The organism is Bradyrhizobium sp. AZCC 1721, assembly GCF_036924715.1.
Taxonomy (GTDB): domain Bacteria; phylum Pseudomonadota; class Alphaproteobacteria; order Rhizobiales; family Xanthobacteraceae; genus Bradyrhizobium.
In genome coordinates this window covers 5,379,644-5,396,538 of sequence record NZ_JAZHSB010000001.1, presented here as the reverse complement: position 1 = coordinate 5,396,538, position 16,895 = coordinate 5,379,644, and the positions used below count along the sequence as shown (strand labels likewise).

Annotated in this window: 15 protein-coding genes; 8 read left to right on the top strand and 7 right to left on the bottom strand. The window is 63.2% G+C overall.

The annotated features are described in order from the left end of the window. Nucleotides 1–4: 4 nt before the first annotated feature. Nucleotides 5–298 carry a hypothetical protein gene (locus V1273_RS26025; protein ID WP_057843297.1) on the bottom strand — a complete coding sequence of 98 codons (294 nt, stop codon included), beginning with the start codon at nucleotides 296–298 and terminating at the stop codon, nucleotides 5–7. A gap of 430 nt (nucleotides 299–728) precedes the next feature. Here V1273_RS26025 and V1273_RS26020 point away from each other — a divergent pair, with 430 nt between their 5' ends. Continuing rightward, nucleotides 729–1,634: an RNA polymerase factor sigma-32 gene (locus tag V1273_RS26020; protein ID WP_334364098.1), complete on the top strand. Its 906-nt coding sequence runs from the start codon at nucleotides 729–731 to the stop codon at nucleotides 1,632–1,634. Between the two features lie 63 nt (nucleotides 1,635–1,697). On the opposite strand, the gene V1273_RS26015 is transcribed toward V1273_RS26020, so the two are convergent. Continuing rightward, entirely contained in the window at nucleotides 1,698–2,894 is a 1,197-nt protein-coding gene (locus V1273_RS26015) for an acetyl-CoA C-acyltransferase (protein WP_334364097.1), read from the bottom strand. Nucleotides 2,895–3,069: 175 nt separating this feature from the next. Then, nucleotides 3,070–3,852, bottom strand: coding sequence for a response regulator transcription factor (locus tag V1273_RS26010; RefSeq protein WP_334364096.1), 783 nt, complete (start codon nucleotides 3,850–3,852; stop codon nucleotides 3,070–3,072). A 770-nt stretch (nucleotides 3,853–4,622) separates the two neighbouring features. On the opposite strand from V1273_RS26010, the gene V1273_RS26005 reads away from it, so the two are divergent. From V1273_RS26005 to V1273_RS25995, 3 genes are read left to right on the top strand one after another with little or no spacing between them, the layout of a single operon-like run. Beyond that, a complete protein-coding gene (locus V1273_RS26005) occupies nucleotides 4,623–4,850 on the top strand; it encodes a hypothetical protein (RefSeq protein WP_334364095.1) in 228 nt (75 codons plus the stop codon). A 12-nt stretch (nucleotides 4,851–4,862) separates the two neighbouring features. Beyond that, the gene (locus V1273_RS26000; RefSeq protein WP_334411351.1) at nucleotides 4,863–7,112 is read left to right on the top strand and encodes a VTT domain-containing protein; all 2,250 of its coding nucleotides are present in this window, start codon (nucleotides 4,863–4,865) and stop codon (nucleotides 7,110–7,112) included. After that, nucleotides 7,112–7,792, top strand: coding sequence for an endonuclease/exonuclease/phosphatase family protein (locus V1273_RS25995; RefSeq protein WP_334364093.1), 681 nt, complete (start codon nucleotides 7,112–7,114; stop codon nucleotides 7,790–7,792). Before V1273_RS26000 ends, V1273_RS25995 begins: the two co-directional genes overlap by 1 nt. Before the next feature lie 24 nt (nucleotides 7,793–7,816). Here the strand turns inward: V1273_RS25995 and V1273_RS25990 are convergent, their stop codons facing one another. From V1273_RS25990 to V1273_RS25975, 4 genes are all read right to left on the bottom strand, one after another. Further along, nucleotides 7,817–8,008, bottom strand: coding sequence for a hypothetical protein (locus tag V1273_RS25990; RefSeq protein ID WP_334364092.1), 192 nt, complete (start codon nucleotides 8,006–8,008; stop codon nucleotides 7,817–7,819). 90 nt (nucleotides 8,009–8,098) lie between these two features. Continuing rightward, nucleotides 8,099–8,794, bottom strand: a complete 696-nt coding sequence (locus V1273_RS25985; protein WP_334364091.1) for a DUF3750 domain-containing protein — start codon at nucleotides 8,792–8,794, stop codon at nucleotides 8,099–8,101. Between the two features lie 236 nt (nucleotides 8,795–9,030). Next, on the bottom strand, nucleotides 9,031–10,056 hold the full coding sequence (locus V1273_RS25980) for a YihY/virulence factor BrkB family protein (RefSeq protein WP_334411350.1): 1,026 nt from the start codon (nucleotides 10,054–10,056) through the stop codon (nucleotides 9,031–9,033). A gap of 120 nt (nucleotides 10,057–10,176) precedes the next feature. Continuing rightward, nucleotides 10,177–11,106, bottom strand: coding sequence for a dihydrodipicolinate synthase family protein (locus tag V1273_RS25975; RefSeq protein WP_334411349.1), 930 nt, complete (start codon nucleotides 11,104–11,106; stop codon nucleotides 10,177–10,179). A gap of 110 nt (nucleotides 11,107–11,216) precedes the next feature. Between V1273_RS25975 and V1273_RS25970 the strand changes: the two genes are divergently transcribed. The 4 genes from V1273_RS25970 to V1273_RS25955 all read left to right on the top strand — a co-directional run bounded on the left by V1273_RS25970 (nucleotide 11,217) and on the right by V1273_RS25955 (nucleotide 16,848). Beyond that, the gene (locus tag V1273_RS25970; protein ID WP_334411347.1) at nucleotides 11,217–12,401 is read left to right on the top strand and encodes a CaiB/BaiF CoA transferase family protein; all 1,185 of its coding nucleotides are present in this window, start codon (nucleotides 11,217–11,219) and stop codon (nucleotides 12,399–12,401) included. A 265-nt stretch (nucleotides 12,402–12,666) separates the two neighbouring features. Further along, nucleotides 12,667–13,428 carry an SDR family NAD(P)-dependent oxidoreductase gene (locus tag V1273_RS25965; RefSeq protein ID WP_334411346.1) on the top strand — a complete coding sequence of 254 codons (762 nt, stop codon included), beginning with the start codon at nucleotides 12,667–12,669 and terminating at the stop codon, nucleotides 13,426–13,428. A 33-nt stretch (nucleotides 13,429–13,461) separates the two neighbouring features. Continuing rightward, nucleotides 13,462–14,298: an enoyl-CoA hydratase family protein gene (locus tag V1273_RS25960; RefSeq protein ID WP_334364086.1), complete on the top strand. Its 837-nt coding sequence runs from the start codon at nucleotides 13,462–13,464 to the stop codon at nucleotides 14,296–14,298. Between the two features lie 201 nt (nucleotides 14,299–14,499). After that, entirely contained in the window at nucleotides 14,500–16,848 is a 2,349-nt protein-coding gene (locus V1273_RS25955; protein WP_334411345.1) for a bifunctional salicylyl-CoA 5-hydroxylase/oxidoreductase, read from the top strand. The last annotated feature ends 47 nt before the right edge of the window (nucleotides 16,849–16,895 follow it).

Below are 16,895 nucleotides of genomic sequence, written 5' to 3'. Positions count from 1 at the left end.
AACGTCACCCATGCCGGCGGTCATCATGCTCGGCGCGGGATGCGTGGTGTACACGCCGATGCTGCCAGACGCTGGGGCCGGCCATGCCGCTTTCCCTTTCGTTATAGGCTTGCATCACCGAGGGCGGCAGCCCTTCCATCCGGTAGGCCGGCGTGGGTGCACCGCCATTCAGCACGTCCAGATTGGGATAGAAAAATGCAAAACTGCCCGGCTCCTGGATGGCTTCTTGCGCGAAGGCAGGCGCTGCCGCCATCATGGACAGCAATCCTGCGACAGCGATGGTCTTGATCGAGGTCATTGTCTTTCTCCGTATCATCTACGCGGCAGTTCGCTGGACGCGCATGCGCGGTCACATGCCGCAACGGGCGCGTGTTCTTTTCGATGCGAACTGCTCGCTTGAGGCTGCATCCAGGCAGCGGATGCATGACGGAGATGTAGGGCGGGCGCGACCGCGTCCCACTAAATTGCCTTTTACAAAGCTCAACTGGTCTTGAGCTGTCGTGCAAAGCGCTTGCAGGGAAGCGGTCGTTTGAAATTCGCACGAGCGCGCGAATGCTCACCGATCGAGGTTTCGCGAGCCTCGAGCGAAATCGTGCGATTTTGAAATCGAGACCAGAGCGGCACGGACGCTAACGGCGAATTTAGATTCCTCAATTCCAATTTAATGGCGGCATCGCGGTGCCGTCCCCTAGGGTCTCTCTGCCGGACCCGATGGATTGGAGCCACCCATGAACGCCCACAGCACGACGATACTGTCAGACAGGCGCGAGCCGCTGACTGGAGACAGATCGCGAGATATCGTGGATGAATATGCCGCACTCATCAAGCGATACGCTCTGCTTGAACCGACGCACGAGCAGCAGCTTGCCCGGCGCTGGCAGCAGCACCGAGACCGAAGCGCTACCGATGCGCTCGTCACCAGCCATCTCCGGCTCGCGGCCAAGGTCGCGCGCCGCTACCAGCGATACGACCTTCCGCTTGCCGATCTGATCGGGGAAGCCAATCTCGGCCTTGTCATCGCGGCCTCGCATTTCGAGCCGGGCCGTGGTGCCAGGTTCTCCACCTACGCCTTGTGGTGGATCAAGGCCGCGATCCACGATTACATTCTGCGGTCGCGCTCGCTGGTCAAGATCGGGACGACGGCAGCTCAACGGAAGCTGTTCTTTGGCCTCAGGCGCGCCATGCGCAAGTTCGGAGGCGACAGGACGGGCCTTACGCCGGAGGTGGCCGAGGCCGTCGCGCGGGAGCTCGCGGTCCCCGTTCGCGATGTGATCGAGATAAGCAGCCGTCTGACGGGCGACCTTTCCCTGAATGCATCCGTCGATGAAGACGGGCCTACCGAATGGGAAGCGAGGCTGGTCGACCCTTCGCCGAACGCGGAGGCGATGATCGCCGAACAGGATGAGGGCGGGCAACGGGCGAGGGCGCTCCATTCGGCCCTTGATGTGCTGACGGTGCGGGAGCGCCGCGTGTTCGAGGCCCGGCGGCTTCGCGAGGATCCGCCGAGCCTGGAAGAGCTCGGGCGTGAACTGTCGATTTCCGGCGAGCGCGTGCGGCAGATCGAAGCTTTGGCCTTCGAAAAGGTCAGGCGTGCGGCGACAAGGCGCTTGAGACATGCCGCCCTGGCAGCTTGAAGGTGGCCCCGAAAACGGCGAGCGACACCCTTCGCGCCGCTCGCAGTCCTTCCGACGGCCCGATCAGCGCGCGGCGCGCTCGACGGCGATCGCGGTCGCTTCTCCGCCGCCGATGCAGAGCGCAGCGACACCGCGCTTTAAGTTCCGCGCTTCCAGCGCATGCAGCAGCGTCACGATCAGACGCGCGCCGGTGGCGCCGATCGGGTGGCCTAGCGCGCAGGCGCCTCCATTGACGTTGAGTTTTTCTCTCGCGATGCCGAGATCCTTCTGCGCCGCCATCGCCACCACCGCGAACGCTTCGTTGATCTCGAACAGGTCGACGTCGGAGACGGTCCAGCCGACCTTGTCGAGCAGCTTGCGGATCGCCGGGATCGGCGCGGTGGTGAACCATTGCGGCTCCTGGCTGTGGGTCGCGTGACCCTTGATTTCGGCGAGCACTGGTAGCCCGTCGCGATCGGCGAGCGAGCGCTTGGCCAGAACCAGCGCGGCGGCGCCGTCGGCATTCGCGGAAGAGGCGGCCGGCGTGATGGTGCCGTTACTGCGGAACGCGGGCTTCAATCCGGGAATCTTGGCCGGATCCACCTTGAGCGGATGCTCGTCATTGGCGATGACGCGCGGACCCGCCTTCTCGGACAATGTGATCGGCGCGATCTCGGCCCTGAACGCGCCGCCCTCGACCGCCTTGCGGGCGCGGGTCAAGGTCTCCATCGCGTAGGCGTCCTGGTCCTTGCGGGTGAACTGATAGGCCTCCGCGGTAGCCTCGCCGAAGTCGCCCATCGAGCGGCCGGTCTCGTAGGCGTCTTCCAGCCCGTCCATCATCATGTGATCGATGATCCGGTCATGCCCGGCGCGATAGCCGCCGCGCGCCTTGGCCAGCAGATAGGGCGCGTTCGACATGCTCTCCATGCCGCCGGATAGCACGATCGAGGCCGAACCGGCATTGATGATATCGTGCGCCAGCATCGTCGCCTTCATGCCGGAGCCGCACACCTTGTTGACCGTGGTGGCGCCGGTGGCGTCAGGCAGTCCGGCGCCGCGCGCAGCTTGGCGTGCCGGCGCCTGGCCCTGTCCGGCCGGCAGCACGTTGCCCATGAACACCTCCTCAATCCGCTCCGGCGCGAGTTTCGCCCGTTCCAGCGCCGCGCCGATCACGTGAGCGCCGAGCCTGTGCGCGCTGAAGGGGGACAATTCGCCCATGAACCGGCCAAGCGGCGTGCGGGCGGCGGAAAGGATGACGACGGGATCGGGGCTTGCGGCCATTGCGGGGTCCTTCTGTTCGATCGCTGTTATATGACGATAATCATATATTGTGGCATTGCAATAGGATGCCGCCGCTTCCCGTAGCGAGGATGCGCTGGCCGACAGATCGAGAAATTGCCGCGAGTTCCGGCAGGAGCGATGAAATGGCAACCGGCGCAATGCCGAAAATCAATCGCTAGTGAGATATGGATGACCTGACCGTCATGGCTGAATCCGGAGTAATCAGTGCGACGGGACTGTCGAAGGAGACGCGCGCCCCGGCGATCGCGACTTGGGTCCGGTTGCTCACGCCCAGCTTGCGCATGATTTCGCGGACATGGACTTTCACCGTCGTTTCGGTCATGCCGAGCTTGCGACCGATCACCTTGTTGGGATCGCCTTGGCAGAGGCAAGCGAGCACCGCGCACTGCCGCTCGGTAAACTCGGGCGCGTTCCGCGCGCCGTTTAGGCCATGGTCGCGCTGCACGCTTACCGCCTTACCGTCGAAGAGGGGCCCTTGCTGGTCGTAAGGACCGTCCTCTGGCCCGAGAGGGGGCGCCTGCGTCTGTTGTTCAGGCTCCGGCGGGCTGAAGGTCTGGCTGGCCAGTATGGCGGTCGCCGGAAAGTAGGTGCCGCCATGGAGGACGAATGAAAGGGCGTGCAACGCAAGCTCGGGTGCCATGGAATTGCTGAAGTAGCCCCGGGCTCCGCAACGGATCGCCGCGACAACGGTGGCGGGATGTTCATCGTCGGAGATGATGGCGAGTGCCGCTTCCCGGCGAAGGGTATGCAACACCTGTATCTCGGTGAAGACCTCGTGGGGAGAGGAGGTGCCGACGCTGTAAATCAGCATCTCGCATTCGCTCCGCTCGATAAGCCTTCTGTGCGCCTCATCGGGATCGAGCGAAATCAGTTCGACCTGTTCGTTGCTGGCCCAGGAACTTAAGAAGCTCTCTGCTCGAGCTCGTCGAAAGGCCATTGCGTCTACAATAAATACAGTCTTCTTGCGTGGGACTGACATAACGCGCCCCCGGATTTTAATACTAGATTCCTTCAGAACCGCTCATAGTTACTGTGAATTAGTTCACTCTGTATCTTAATTGTTCGAAAGAAACTTTACCCTCGTTAACGGGGGATGCCAAGCGGCCCGAATGTGACCGAATGTCGTCAAGAACTGGTCATTAAAGCGTGTTTTCTCATTCCTCGACTGCAAAAAGCCGTACCTCGCAACCTGGCTGATATATCTTTCGATACGTACGCCTGCCCTGACGAAGCAGGTACGATGGTATCGTTGTCGGCCTCGCGCATGTCTGCGGCGGTGCGCAGCCGCAAGGCCTTCCTACCAAAGTCGCCTAGGCTCGACCCGGCGACGTCGGGCCGTCGTCCCGGCCTCATCTGCATTTTCAAATCTCCAAAGCACAGCCTGTGTCGATGGTTGAATATCGCAAGATGCCGCGACTGATCGCATGCGTGCATGTTGTTGGCGAACGTGTGGCGTCATTCTGACCAAGCCGGCCTCCGCAATAGCGCGAGATGCCGGCCCAGCCGGGGTATTGCTCGGCTTGCGGCCGGCAATCATCGACTGCCGGCGCATGGTGCGCCGGTGGATTTCTCGCCATGCATTCGAGACCGAACGTATTTCCTCTCCGGCGGATAGATGAACCGGCGAAGGCGCTTGGCCCAAGGATGCGATTGCCCAAACAGCCACCCGATCACCGGACTCCGTTGCCTGAACGGACACGCGTCAGGATGAGCGCACTCGGGGCGGCGCGATGCCCAAAGTTCGCCGGCCGGGAAGGGGTGACCATCGGCTCCGGCCGCTATCGCAGCACTGTCCGCATCATGTTCGACGGCTTCAAGTCGCCGATCTCGCTGCACAGCACCTACATCGAACCGGTGGTTGAGGAAGAAAGCGTCTCCAACACGGGCCGGAACACTACGACCCCGGATATCTCCGATAAGAGAAATCGTCGCTAACGCGCGTGTCTGGTGATTCAACGGCGCGCCGAAGACGGCGGGACGGAGGCAAGTTCCGCCTGGCTGGAACTGCCGCGGCTGCAGATCGTTGGATTGGCGTCGGGCGAACATTCGTTCGTGATCCCGAACGGTTTTCTCATCCTGTTGCCGAGGTGCCGTCTGCTGCAAAGCTCATCCATCCTCATTCCTGGCGAAACCGTCTGGAGAAGGTGCAAGGCAGGGCGGCTGACAATCCTCAATGATGCGGCCGCATATTTCGCCGCTTTGCGGGAAGCGCTGCTGCTCGCAACCCGGCAGGTGTACATCATCGGCTGGGACATCCACAGCCAGACCCGGTTTGTCGGGCCCTCCGGGTACGCCGACGACGGCTATCCGCAAGAGCTCGGTGCGTTTCTGAAAGCGCTGCTAAAGGCGAAGCCCGATCTGCGGATCAACATTCTTATCTGGAATTTCCCGGCCCTCTATGCCGCGGAGCGGGAGTGGAATTCGGCCGCCAAGTTCACTGCGCACGCGTCGGACCGGCTGCGCTTTTGTTTCGACTCCAGCCTTCCCTTAGGCTCAGCGCAGCATCAGAAGATCGCCGTCATTGACGGTGCGCTTGGCTTCGTCGGCGGTCTCGACCTGACGATCCGGCGCTGGGACACCAGTGCGCATGAGGCGCATCATCCGCTTCGTACCGATCCCGACGGCAAACCCTATCCGCCGTTTCACGACGTGCAGTGCATGGTGGATGGCGAAGCTGCGGCCAGTCTGACGGAAGTGGCGGAGAACAGGTGGCACGCCGCCGGCTGCACGGTCGAAAGACCCGCAGCGACCAGGGGCGAGCGCTGGCCGGCCTCGGTCCCGGTGCAGTGCCGGGGAATGACGGTGGGCATCGCCCGGACCGAGATAGCCACCGCACGCAGTGGCGGCGTGAACGAAGTCGCGCGGCTGTTCGAAGCGTCCATCAATGCGGCCGACCGCTTCATCTATATCGAAAACCAGTTCACCAGCGCCACCGACATCGCGCGCCTCCTGGCGCAGCGGTTGCTGGACGTGCCGCAGCTTCGCGTCCTGATCGTCATGCCGAAGATGCATTCGTCCTGGTTCGAATCGCAGGCCATGCAGAGCGGGCGCGGCGGATTTATCGCCCGGTTCGTGTCGGCAGGCGTCATGGACCGGGTCCGCTTTGTCTATCCATCGACGCGCGATGCCGAGCAGGCGGCCGCGGTCATGGTGCACAGCAAGGTGATGATCGTCGACGATCGCGTCCTGCGCGTGGGATCGGCCAACCTCAACAATCGTTCGATGGGGGCGGACACCGAATGCGACCTGGCCTTCGAGGCCACTTCCGACGCGCATTGTGAATATCTCGCCTGGCTTCGCCGTAGTCTGATCGGGCATTTCTGCGGCGTCGATGAACGCGAAATCGAACGCCACGAAGCCGACCTGTTCGGATTTCTCGACCGCCTGGCGGAGGACGACGTCCCGAAATCGTTGCAGCCGATCGATCCGGCCGCGTCGGTCGGCGGCGTGGCGGTGATGGTGCAGCCCGTAGCCGATCCCAGGGAACCGCTTCACCTCGACCGCGCCGCCAATCGCATGTGGACGGCAAGAACCATTTTGGCCGTATCCGGCCTCGCTGCGGCGCTCGCCGGCCTGGCGCTGGCCTGGCAGTACACATCGCTGCGCGATTTCGCCGATGTCGGCTTCGTCTCCTCGATCATCTCGCACCCCGCACGGTCGCAATTCGCGCCGCTGTTTGCGATCGCCGCCTTCGTCGTCGGCGGGCTGGTGGTTTTTCCGGTGCTGGTACTGATCGCCGCAACATCGGCTGCTCTCGGGCCGTGGATGGGTTTCTTGAGCGCGAGCGCCGGCGTGCTGCTCAGCGCGCTCACGCTGTTCTCGATCGGCCGCGTGCTGGGCCAGGCGCGCTTGCAGCGGCTGCTCGGGCGACGGGCCGCCCGGGTTCAGAGCCGCATCATCGGCAGGGGGATTGTGGCAGTCGCCATGATCCGGATGGTGCCGATCGCTCCGTTCTCGATCGTAAACGTGGTGGCGGGCGCCAGCAAATTGAGCCTGCGCGATTTTATGCTTGGCACGGTGCTCGGCATGGCGCCGGGAATCGCAGTCATGGCCGCGCTCGGCGCGCAGATCGCGGATCTGGCGCGAAACGCCTCCTGGATCAATGTGCTGCTGCTGGCGCTGGCGATCCTCGCCTGGATCGCACTGTGCCTTGGCGTGCAGTTCCTGGTGACCTGGCTGGCGGGGCGAAGAACGTGATGGCTACGGTTCGCATCATGACGTGGAACGTTCACGGCATCTTCCACCTCAATCCCGGGTTTGATTTGGATGGCGTCTGTTCCGTCATTCGCCGCTGGTCGCCTGATATCGTGGCCCTGCAGGAGGTCGATTCGCGTGGGAGAACCGACGATCCCTTTGCCCTTCTGGCGAAAGCCGTCGGCGACCACAGCGTCGATGCGCGATCGATCGTCACCGAGGACGGCGACTACGGACAGGTGCTGTTGAGTCGCTGGCCGTTCGCCGAGCCCCCGAAAATTTCCGACGTCTCGTATCAGGAGCGGGAGCCCCGCAGGGCCATTGCCGCACGCATTTTGTCTGATCATGGCGAGGTGAGGGTCATCGCCACACATCTCGGCCTCAGCATCCATGAAAGGCACGCCCAGGCGCATGCCCTGGCCGAGCTGGTGCAGCCGACGCGGACGCTCGTGCTCGGCGATTTCAATGACTGGTTCTGGGTGAAATCGGTGCGGGGCGTGCTGGCGCGGATTTGCCCGGTCCGAACGCGGTTACGGACATTTCCAGCGCGCCTGCCGATGATGCGGCTCGACCGAATCTACGCCTCGCCCGATCTCGTGATCCGTTCGGCCTGGACCGATCGCAAGGCGCGCTCCTATTCGGACCATCTTCCCGTCATCGCGGATGTTGCGTTTCCGGAATAGAGGTGTGACGTCAGGTGGGTTTGCTCAGTCGGGTTTGGCCGGGTGCTGCGTTCTGGGGTGGCGCTCATGCAGCAGCACGGCCAGATCGTGACGCAACTCGGAGCGGTTGCGCATCGCGGTTTCGAACAGCGCCTCCTGAATGTCCCGGGGCATGTCGCCCCAAACCGCCATCGCGGCCTCGCCGAGCAATGATGCAAAGGTCTGTTCGTCGGTCATGTCGGTCCTCCCGATTTTCGACGTTTGACCGAAACGAAGGTTCCCTATCGACTGAAATCAATCCCATCTCGTCCAGTGACAAATATTGAGTCACGGGCCAAGCGGCAGCCCGAGCCGGCCGACACCCGGCAGTTTCAATGCGGGGCGGCGGATGTCGAAGCCGAGAACGCCTCCGAAAAAATTGAGTTCGATGCCTTCGATCCATCCGATCGTCAGCCCAAGATAACCTCCGAGCGAAGCAAACACGCCGGTCCGCGACGGCGTGAAGCCGGCCCAATTGCCATGGTAAGGATAATCCTTGCCGATCGCCGTCGGCGGCAACACCGCTTCAAGCTCCGGAACGGCATCCAGTATCGCCTGGATGAACGTGTTGGAGTTCGGACCCGGCCAGGCGCTGTAATCTCCATTGGCCCGAAACTTGTAAGTCTCGATGACCGAGCGGATTTTGGGAATCAGCGCTTCCGCTTTCGGACCATCGAGGCTGACGACCGTTTCGGGAATCTCGCCAAACCAGCGCCCGTCGGCCTGGAATCCGTCGATCCGGATCGGTTCACCCCAGGCCGTGTAATCGTAGCGGCTGTAACGGCTGGCCCCGCGCTCCTTCACGACGATCCAGGTGTGAACCGCGAATATCCCGCGCCAGCGTACGGTTCGTGCCGCGAACACCCTGATCACGGCATCGGTGTGTTCGGAAGCTTTGGCAAGAAGCCCGGCGCTTGAACGGTCCGCCGTTTGCCAGTTCGCGCGCCTGTCGCCGAGCAGGTATTTCACGGCGGAAACAGCCATGGGAACGAGCATGAGCAGAAGGAAAATGACGAGGTATTTCTTCACGGCGGGAATCAATGTGAGCGGGCACTTGATGTAATGGCTTCAACTCTGATTTCCAGTTCAGCGCTGCGCAATTTTAGCGATCAAAAACGCAGAACGCAAAAAGCAGGCCGACGGTCACTGCAGCCGAAAATAACAGCGAGCCAAGACATCCCAGCCTGTTCTAGAAAAACGGGAACATTGCGCTTCTGCGCCTATGATTTCGCTTCTCCGACCGTGTCGGCCATCTTCGCCCCACGCTGGCCCAACGGCTTGTTTCCGCCCTCCGTGCTGTCGGCTGCGGTCTGATGCTCGATCTCCGCATTGAGTTCGGCACCGAGCAACACGACGATCGTGGACATCCACATCCACATCATCAAGCCGATCGCGGCCCCGAGCGAGCCGTACGTCGCGTCGTAGTTTGCATAATTGGAAAGGTAGAACGACAGCAAGGCCGATCCCGCAAGCCATGCCAGCGTTGCAACCACGCTGCCGACGCTCAGCCAGCGCCATTGCGGCGAGCGGCGGCTTGGTCCGAACCGGTAGAGCACCGCGAGGCCAAACAGCATCATCAGGACCAGGACAGGCCAGCGTCCGAATCGAAACAGCGCATCGGTGACGGCTCCGAGCCCGATCGTGGACAGAACGATCGGAAGCGCGACCACGGAACCGATGGTGAGAAGCACCGCCACCAGTCCGCCAAAGGTGAGTGCGAGGGAAACCGCATTGAGCTTGAAGAAGCCGCGCTTCTCGTCCTCGTCATAGACCACATTGAGCGCATCGATGATAGCCTTGATGCCGCCATTGGCGCTCCATACGGCAAGCAGGAAAGAGAACAGAAACGCCAGCCCCAGCGTGACCTCGCCCTTGGCCAGTACGCGATTGACCTGATCTCTGACGATGCCGAGCGCGCCCTCTGGCAGGATGCCCGCAAGCATCGTCATGTGATCGTTGATCGTGCTTGCCTTGGCGAACAGCGCGTAGGACGAGACGAGGGCGGTGATCGCCGGGAAAAGGGCAAGCAGGCCATAGAAGACGACGCCTGCGGCAACGGCGAGCAGCCGGTCTTCGCCGACCTGCTGATAGGTCCTGATCAGGATATCCTTCCACCCTCTCCAGGGAATTTGCCACGGAGACACCGCACGGCGGCCGCGGCCCCGATCGCCTGGAGCTCCCGAAGCATCCGGCTGTCCGTTGGCTGGCTCAGGCTTCGTGTCGTGCCTGTAACTCACATGGCTCATGACGAACCGTCCCGCGTCTCTACGCCTCAATGCGCAGGAAGCGGCGACGTTCCTAGATCAAGTCGTGATGAGCAGGCGGCTATACAGTGCCGAAGAGCGGTGCCGGCTGACGGTGGCGATCTACCGCCCCCAGCGCAACACCACGGGATCGAGTTGGCGGGCGATTTCGATGAGACCAGCGCGCGCCGCCGGGTGAACCCTTTGCAAGGGATGACGAACCGCGTCCGAACCGATCACGCCGCCTTCCTTCATCAGTATCTTGGCGGCCTGCAAACCGCACTGGCGGTTCTCGTAATTGATCAGCGGCAGCCAGCGCGCATAGGCTGCCATCGCTTCCTCGCGTCGGCCTGCGAGATAGGGATCGATGATCTGCCGAATGCCATCAGGGTAGCCGCCCCCCGTCATGGCGCCGGTTGCGCCGGCATCGAGATCGGCCATCAGCGTGATCGCTTCCTCGCCGTCCCAGGGACCTTCGATGTGGTCGCCGCCGGCCGCGATCAGCTCGCGAAGCTTCGCCGCAGCCATCGGCACCTCGATCTTGAAATAGCGGATATTCGGAATTTCCCGCGCCATGCGCGCCAGCAGGCCGACCGAAAGCGGCGTCCCGGCAACGGGCGCATCCTGGATCATGATGGGAATGTCGATGGCGTCGGAGACGGTGCGATAGAACTCGAAAATAGCCTTTTCCGGCACGCGGAACGTGGCGCCGTGGTACGGCGGCATGATCATTACCATCGCCGCGCCCGCGTCCTGGGCCTGGCGGCTGCGTTCGGCGCAGATGCGCGAACCGAAATGCGTCGTCGTCACGATCACCGGCACGCGGCCGGCGACGTGCTCCAGCACCGCGACCATCACCTTTTCGCGCTCGGCATCGGTGAGGACGAACTGCTCGGAGAAATTGGCCAGAATGCACAGGCCGTTCGAGCCGGCGTCGATCATGAAATCGATGCAGCGCCGCTGGCCTTCGAGATCGAGCTCCCCCTGATCGTCGAAGATGGTCGGAGCGACGGGGAAAACACCGCGATAGGGCCGTTGTGCAGTCGGGGTCATTTAGGGATGTTCCGTTCGAAAGGGATCAGTGATTGTATGGCCGTCCCATTCATTCATCAACATGATAGAAGGCTCGTGACAATAGAGCAGTCAGACAAGGAAAAAGACCGATGGGGGGAGTTCTGGAGGGCATTCGTGTCCTCGATTTCGGGCGCTATATCGCGGGGCCGTATTGCGCGACATTGCTGGCGGAGTTCGGTGCGGAAGTCATCCGGGTGGAAAAGCGCGACGGCAGCGAGGACCGTTTCGTGGCGCCGGTCGGCGAAGGCGGCGAGGGCGCGTTGTTCCTGCAGGTCAACCGCAACAAGAAATGCATCACGCTCGATCCGATGAAGCCGCAAGGCCAGGAGGTGATGCGCCGACTGGTTGCGACATCAGACGTCGTCGTCGCCAACCTGCCGCCGCAGACGCTGCGCGCGATGAAGCTCGACTATGACTCGCTGAAGGCGATCAAGCCGGACATCATCCTGACGACCGCGACCGCTTTCGGCGGGCCGGGACCATGGTCGGATCGCGTCGGCTTTGACGGCGTTGGCCAAGTGATGTCGGGCGCGGTCTTCATGACGGGCAAGGGCGATCCGCCGTACCGGGCCGCGGTGAACTGGGTCGACTTCGGCACCGCGCTGCATTGCGCCTTCGGCACGCTCGCCGCGCTGATCGAGCGGGCTAAGTCCGGGCGCGGGCAGATCGTCGAGGGCGCGCTGCTCGCGACCGCGCTGTCTTTCACCAACGCAATGCTGATCGAGCAGGCGGTGATATCAGCCAACCGCGTGCCCACGGGCAATCTCGGCCAGACCGCGGCGCCCGCCGACGTCTACCGCACCAGGGACGGCTGGGTGCTGTGCCAGGTCACCGGCCATCCGCTGTTCATCCGCTGGGCCAGATTGATGGGCGAGGATCATTGGCTCAGCGATCCCCGCTTCGCCGACGACATCAAGCGCGGCGATCACGGTCCCATCATCAGTGAGCGAATGGCGCGCTGGTGTGCCGAGCGCACCACGCAGGAAGCCGTCGATACGCTTGGCCAAGCGATGATTCCGGCAGGTCCCGTGCTGAGCCCGCAACAGGCGCTGGAGCATCCGCACATCCGCGCCACTGGTTTCATGCAGGATGTCGATTATCCCGGCTTGCCGAACCCCGCGCCAGTGGCGCGCGCCGCGGTGCGGCTTTCGGAGACCCCAGGCGAAATCGTCACGCGCCCGCCGACGCTCGGCGAGCACACCGATCGCGTGCTGGCCGACATCGGCTACGACGCGGACGCGATTGCAACGCTGCGAAGAGACGGGATTATATAGCGCTTAGCTGCCGTAGGGTTGGCAAAGGAGCGTCAACGACGTGCCCATCATCCATCGTCGTCCCAGCGAACGCAGGGACCCATAACCACCGGCTTGCGTTGTTGAAGAAAGCCGTCGACCAGCGCACCCAAATAATTTCCGCCGCGGAGTATGGGTCCCTGCGTTCGCAGGGACAACCGGACCGCCGCAACGAATGCGCGCCCCTTCCTTGCAAAAGCTTGAAGTTTAAAATATATGCTGGACCCTGATCCTGGAGGTTTGACCGATGTCCCAATTGTCGCGTTCCTCCCATGCGCTCGTCACCGGCGGCGGCCGGGGCATCGGTCTTGCGATATCGGCGGCGCTGTCGAAAGCTGGTGCAACGGTAACGGTGCTCGGGCGCAATCCCGCGACATTGGATGAAGCGGTCGCGTCCGGCGCAGCGCAGTTTGCAGCCGTCGCTGATGTCGCCGACCAGGCTTCCGTCAAGGCGGCCGTTGCGGAAGCCGCCGCGCGGCAGCCGATCGACATCCTCATCGCCAATGCCGGCGCGGCGGAGTCCGCGCCGTTCGGCCGCTCCGATGCGGCGCTGTTCCAGCGGATGATGGACGTCAATTTCATGGGCGTGGTCCACGCCACGCAAACCGTATTGCCGGGAATGATCGAGCGCCGCCGCGGCCGGATCGTTGCGGTGGCTTCCACCGCGGGCCTCAAGGGCTACGCTTATGTCAGCGCCTACAGCGCGGCGAAACACGCGGTGATCGGCCTTGTCCGTTCGCTGGCGCTGGAGACGGCCAAGAGCGGCGTTACCGTGAATGCCGTGTGTCCCGGCTTCACCGAGACCGATCTGCTGGAAGGCTCGATCGACAACATCATCAAGAAGACCGGCCGCAGCCGCGAGCAGGCGATCGCGGAGTTGTCAAAGCACAATCCGCAGGGACGTCTCGTCGCGCCGTCGGAAGTGGCTGATACCGTGCTCTGGCTCTGTGGCGAGGGCGCAGGCGCCATCACTGGACAGGCCATCGCGGTTGCCGGTGGCGAGGTCTAAGCGGTCAACGACAATGCAATTCAGGGAGATCCCATGAGCAAGCCTGCCAACCCCGTCACGCTGCCGCTGGCCGACTATTCGCCGAAACATTTTGTGCTGGCGGTCGTGGATCGCGTCGCCACGGTGACGCTCAATCGTCCTGAGCGAAAGAATCCGCTGACCTTCGAAAGCTACCGCGAGCTCACCGATTTCTTCCGCGCCTGCGCGATGGATGACGAAGTCAAAACCATCGTCGTCACAGGCGCGGGCGGCAACTTCTCGTCCGGCGGCGACGTGTTCGAGATCATCGGCCCCTTGATCCAGATGGACACCAAGGGACTGACCGCCTTTACCCGCATGACCGGCGACCTGGTGAAAGCGATGCGGGCCTGCCCGCAGCCGATCGTTGCCGCCGTCGAGGGCATCTGCGCCGGCGCGGGCGCGATCATGGCCATGGCCTCGGATCTGCGCCTGGCCGCCACCGGCGCCAAGGTCGCCTTCCTGTTCAACAAGGTCGGGCTCGCCGGTTGCGACATGGGCGCCTGCGCGATCCTGCCGCGCATCATCGGGCAATCACGGGCGTCGGAACTGCTCTACACCGGCCGCTTCATGACCGCGGAGGAGGGCGAGCGCTGGGGCTTCTTCAGCCGCATCGTTACGCCGGACGCGGTGCTGCCGCAGGCGCAGCTTCTGGCCAAGCAGATTTCGGAAGGACCCACCTTCGCCAACACCATGACCAAGCGTATGCTGGCGATGGAATGGGCAATGTCGGTGGAGGAAGCGATCGAGGCCGAGGCGGTGGCGCAAGCGCTCTGCATGACCACGGAAGATTTCGCGAGGGCGTTCGAGGCGTTCTCGAACAAGCGAACCCCGGTGTTTCAGGGGAATTGAGGCCCATTCATCCCCTCATGGTGAGGAGGCGCGTTAGCGCCGTCTCGAACCATGCAGCCCCGTGGCCCATCCTTCGAGACGCGGCCTAAAGGCCGCTCCTCAGGATGAGGGCGGAGAGGTGGTAACAGGGGCTTGCTCCGAAATTACTTTAGGCTTAAAGTAATTTGGAACTAGCCCGACAGCCTGTTTCGGAGGCGGTAGATGAAGATCGCGATAATCGGCGGCGGACCGGCCGGTCTCTATGCCGCGATCCTCTTGAAGAAACAGCGGCCGCAGGCCGAGATCACCGTCTATGAGCGCAACCGCGCCGACGATACCTTCGGCTTCGGCGTCGTGTTCTCCGACGCCACGCTGGACAATTTCGAAAAATACGATCCGCCGAGCTACCGCCGCATCACTCAGGAATTCGCCTATTGGGACGACATCGCCGTGCATTTCCGCGGCACCGTCCACCGCGTCGGCGGCAACGGCTTTTGCGGCTGCTCGCGTCGCACGCTGCTGTTGATCCTGCAGGAGCGTGCCCGCGAACTCGGAGTCACATTGCTGTTCGAAACCGATATCGACGACGAAGCCCGTTTCGCCGACACCGATCTCATCGTGCTCGCCGACGGCATCAACAGCCGCTTCCGCGACAAGCACATCGAGCATTTTCAGCCGCAGACCGACCTGCGCTCCAACAAATTCGCATGGATGGGCTCGACCCGGCCGCTCGACGCCTTCACCTTCATCTTCCAGGAGACAGAGTGGGGCCCGTTCATCGCGCACGCCTATCAGTATGAAGCCGGCCGCTCGACGTGGATCTTCGAGACCGACGCCGAAACCTTCCACCGCGCCGGCCTCGAAGGCCTCAGCGAACGTGAGTCCGCCGATCGCATGGCCGAAATCTTCGGCTGGTTCCTCGACGGCCATCCGCTGCTGATCAACCGCTCGATGTGGCGCAATTTTCCGATGATCCGCAGCCAGCGCTGGATCAAGGACAACATGGTACTGCTCGGCGACGCCAAGGCGACCGCGCATTTCTCGATCGGCTCCGGCACCAAGCTCGCGATGGAAGACGCGATTGCACTCGCCGACGCCATGGCGCAGGCGCCGACCGTCGACGCCGCGTTGCAGACCTACGAGCAGGGGCGGCGCGAGGAGGTCGAGAAGATCCAGCACGCCGCCGACGTGTCGCTGGTCTGGTTCGAGCACGTCGACCGCTTCTGGGATTTCGATCCCGTGCAGTTCGCGTTCGGCGTCATGACCCGCGCCAAGGCGATCACCTACGATAACCTCACGCTGCGCGCGCCGGAGTTCGTCCGCGAGGTCGACAAGGCGTTTGCGAAGCAGGTTCGCGCCAAAGGATTCGATGTCGACCTCGACAAGCCGGCGGCGCCGATGTTCCAGCCGCTCAGGCTGCGCGAGATGGAAGTGAGGAACCGCGCGGTGGTGTCGCCGATGTGCATGTATTCGGCGAAGGACGGCGTGCCCGGCGATTTCCATCTGGTGCATTACGGCTCGCGCGCGATCGGCGGCGCGGGATTGATCTTCACCGAGATGACCTGCGTCGGCCGCGACGCCCGCATCACGCCCGGCTGCACCGGTCTGTGGAACGACGAGCAGCAGGCCGCCTGGACGCGGATCGTCGATTTCGTCCACGCCAATTCGGCCGCCAAGATCTGCCTGCAGCTCGGTCATGCCGGCCGCAAGGGCGCAACCAAATTGATGTGGGAGGGGATGGACCGGCCGCTGGAAGAGGGCGGCTGGGATACGATCTCGGCGTCACCATTGCCTTACTTCCCCGACAGCCAGGTGCCGCGCGAAATGGATCGCGCCGCGATGGGCCGGGTCAAGGAAGAGTTCGTGGCGGCCACGTTGCGCGGCGTGGCCTGCGGTTTTGACATGCTGGAGCTGCACTGCGCCCATGGCTATCTGCTGGCGAGCTTCATCTCGCCGCTGACCAATCAACGGACCGACGAATATGGCGGCACGCTCGCCAACCGGCTGCGCTATCCGCTGGAGGTGTTCGAGGCGATGCGCGCGGCGTGGCCGGCGCACAAGCCGATGTCGGTTCGCATCTCGGCGACCGACTGGGCCGCGGGCGGAATCACCGGCGATGACGCGGTCGCGATCGCGCGCGCGTTCGCCGAAGCCGGCGTCGATCTCGTCGATGTCTCGACGGGCCAGACCGTGCGCGACGCGCAGCCGATCTATGGCCGGATGTTCCAGACGCCGTTCTCCGATCAGGTCCGGAACGAGGCCCGCGTCGCGACCATGTGCGTCGGGAACATCACCACCGCAGACCAGGTGAACACGATTCTGGCCGCCGGTCGCGCCGATCTCGTCGCGCTCGCCCGGCCGCATCTGGTCGATCCGTTCTTCACGATGCGGGCTGCGGCCTGGTATGGCGCCGACATTGCCTGTCCGCCGCAATATCTGCCCGGCAAGGAACAGATTTTCCGCAACAGCGTACGCGACCGGCAGGATTTCGAGGACCTCAAGGTTAAGGCTAAACCGAAAACCCGCGCCGAGCTGAAGGCCGAGGCGACAAAGCCGCTTGCGGCCGAATAGGCCGAATGGCAGGCTCTATCGCTCTCTCGCCCGGCGCCAGCGGGGAG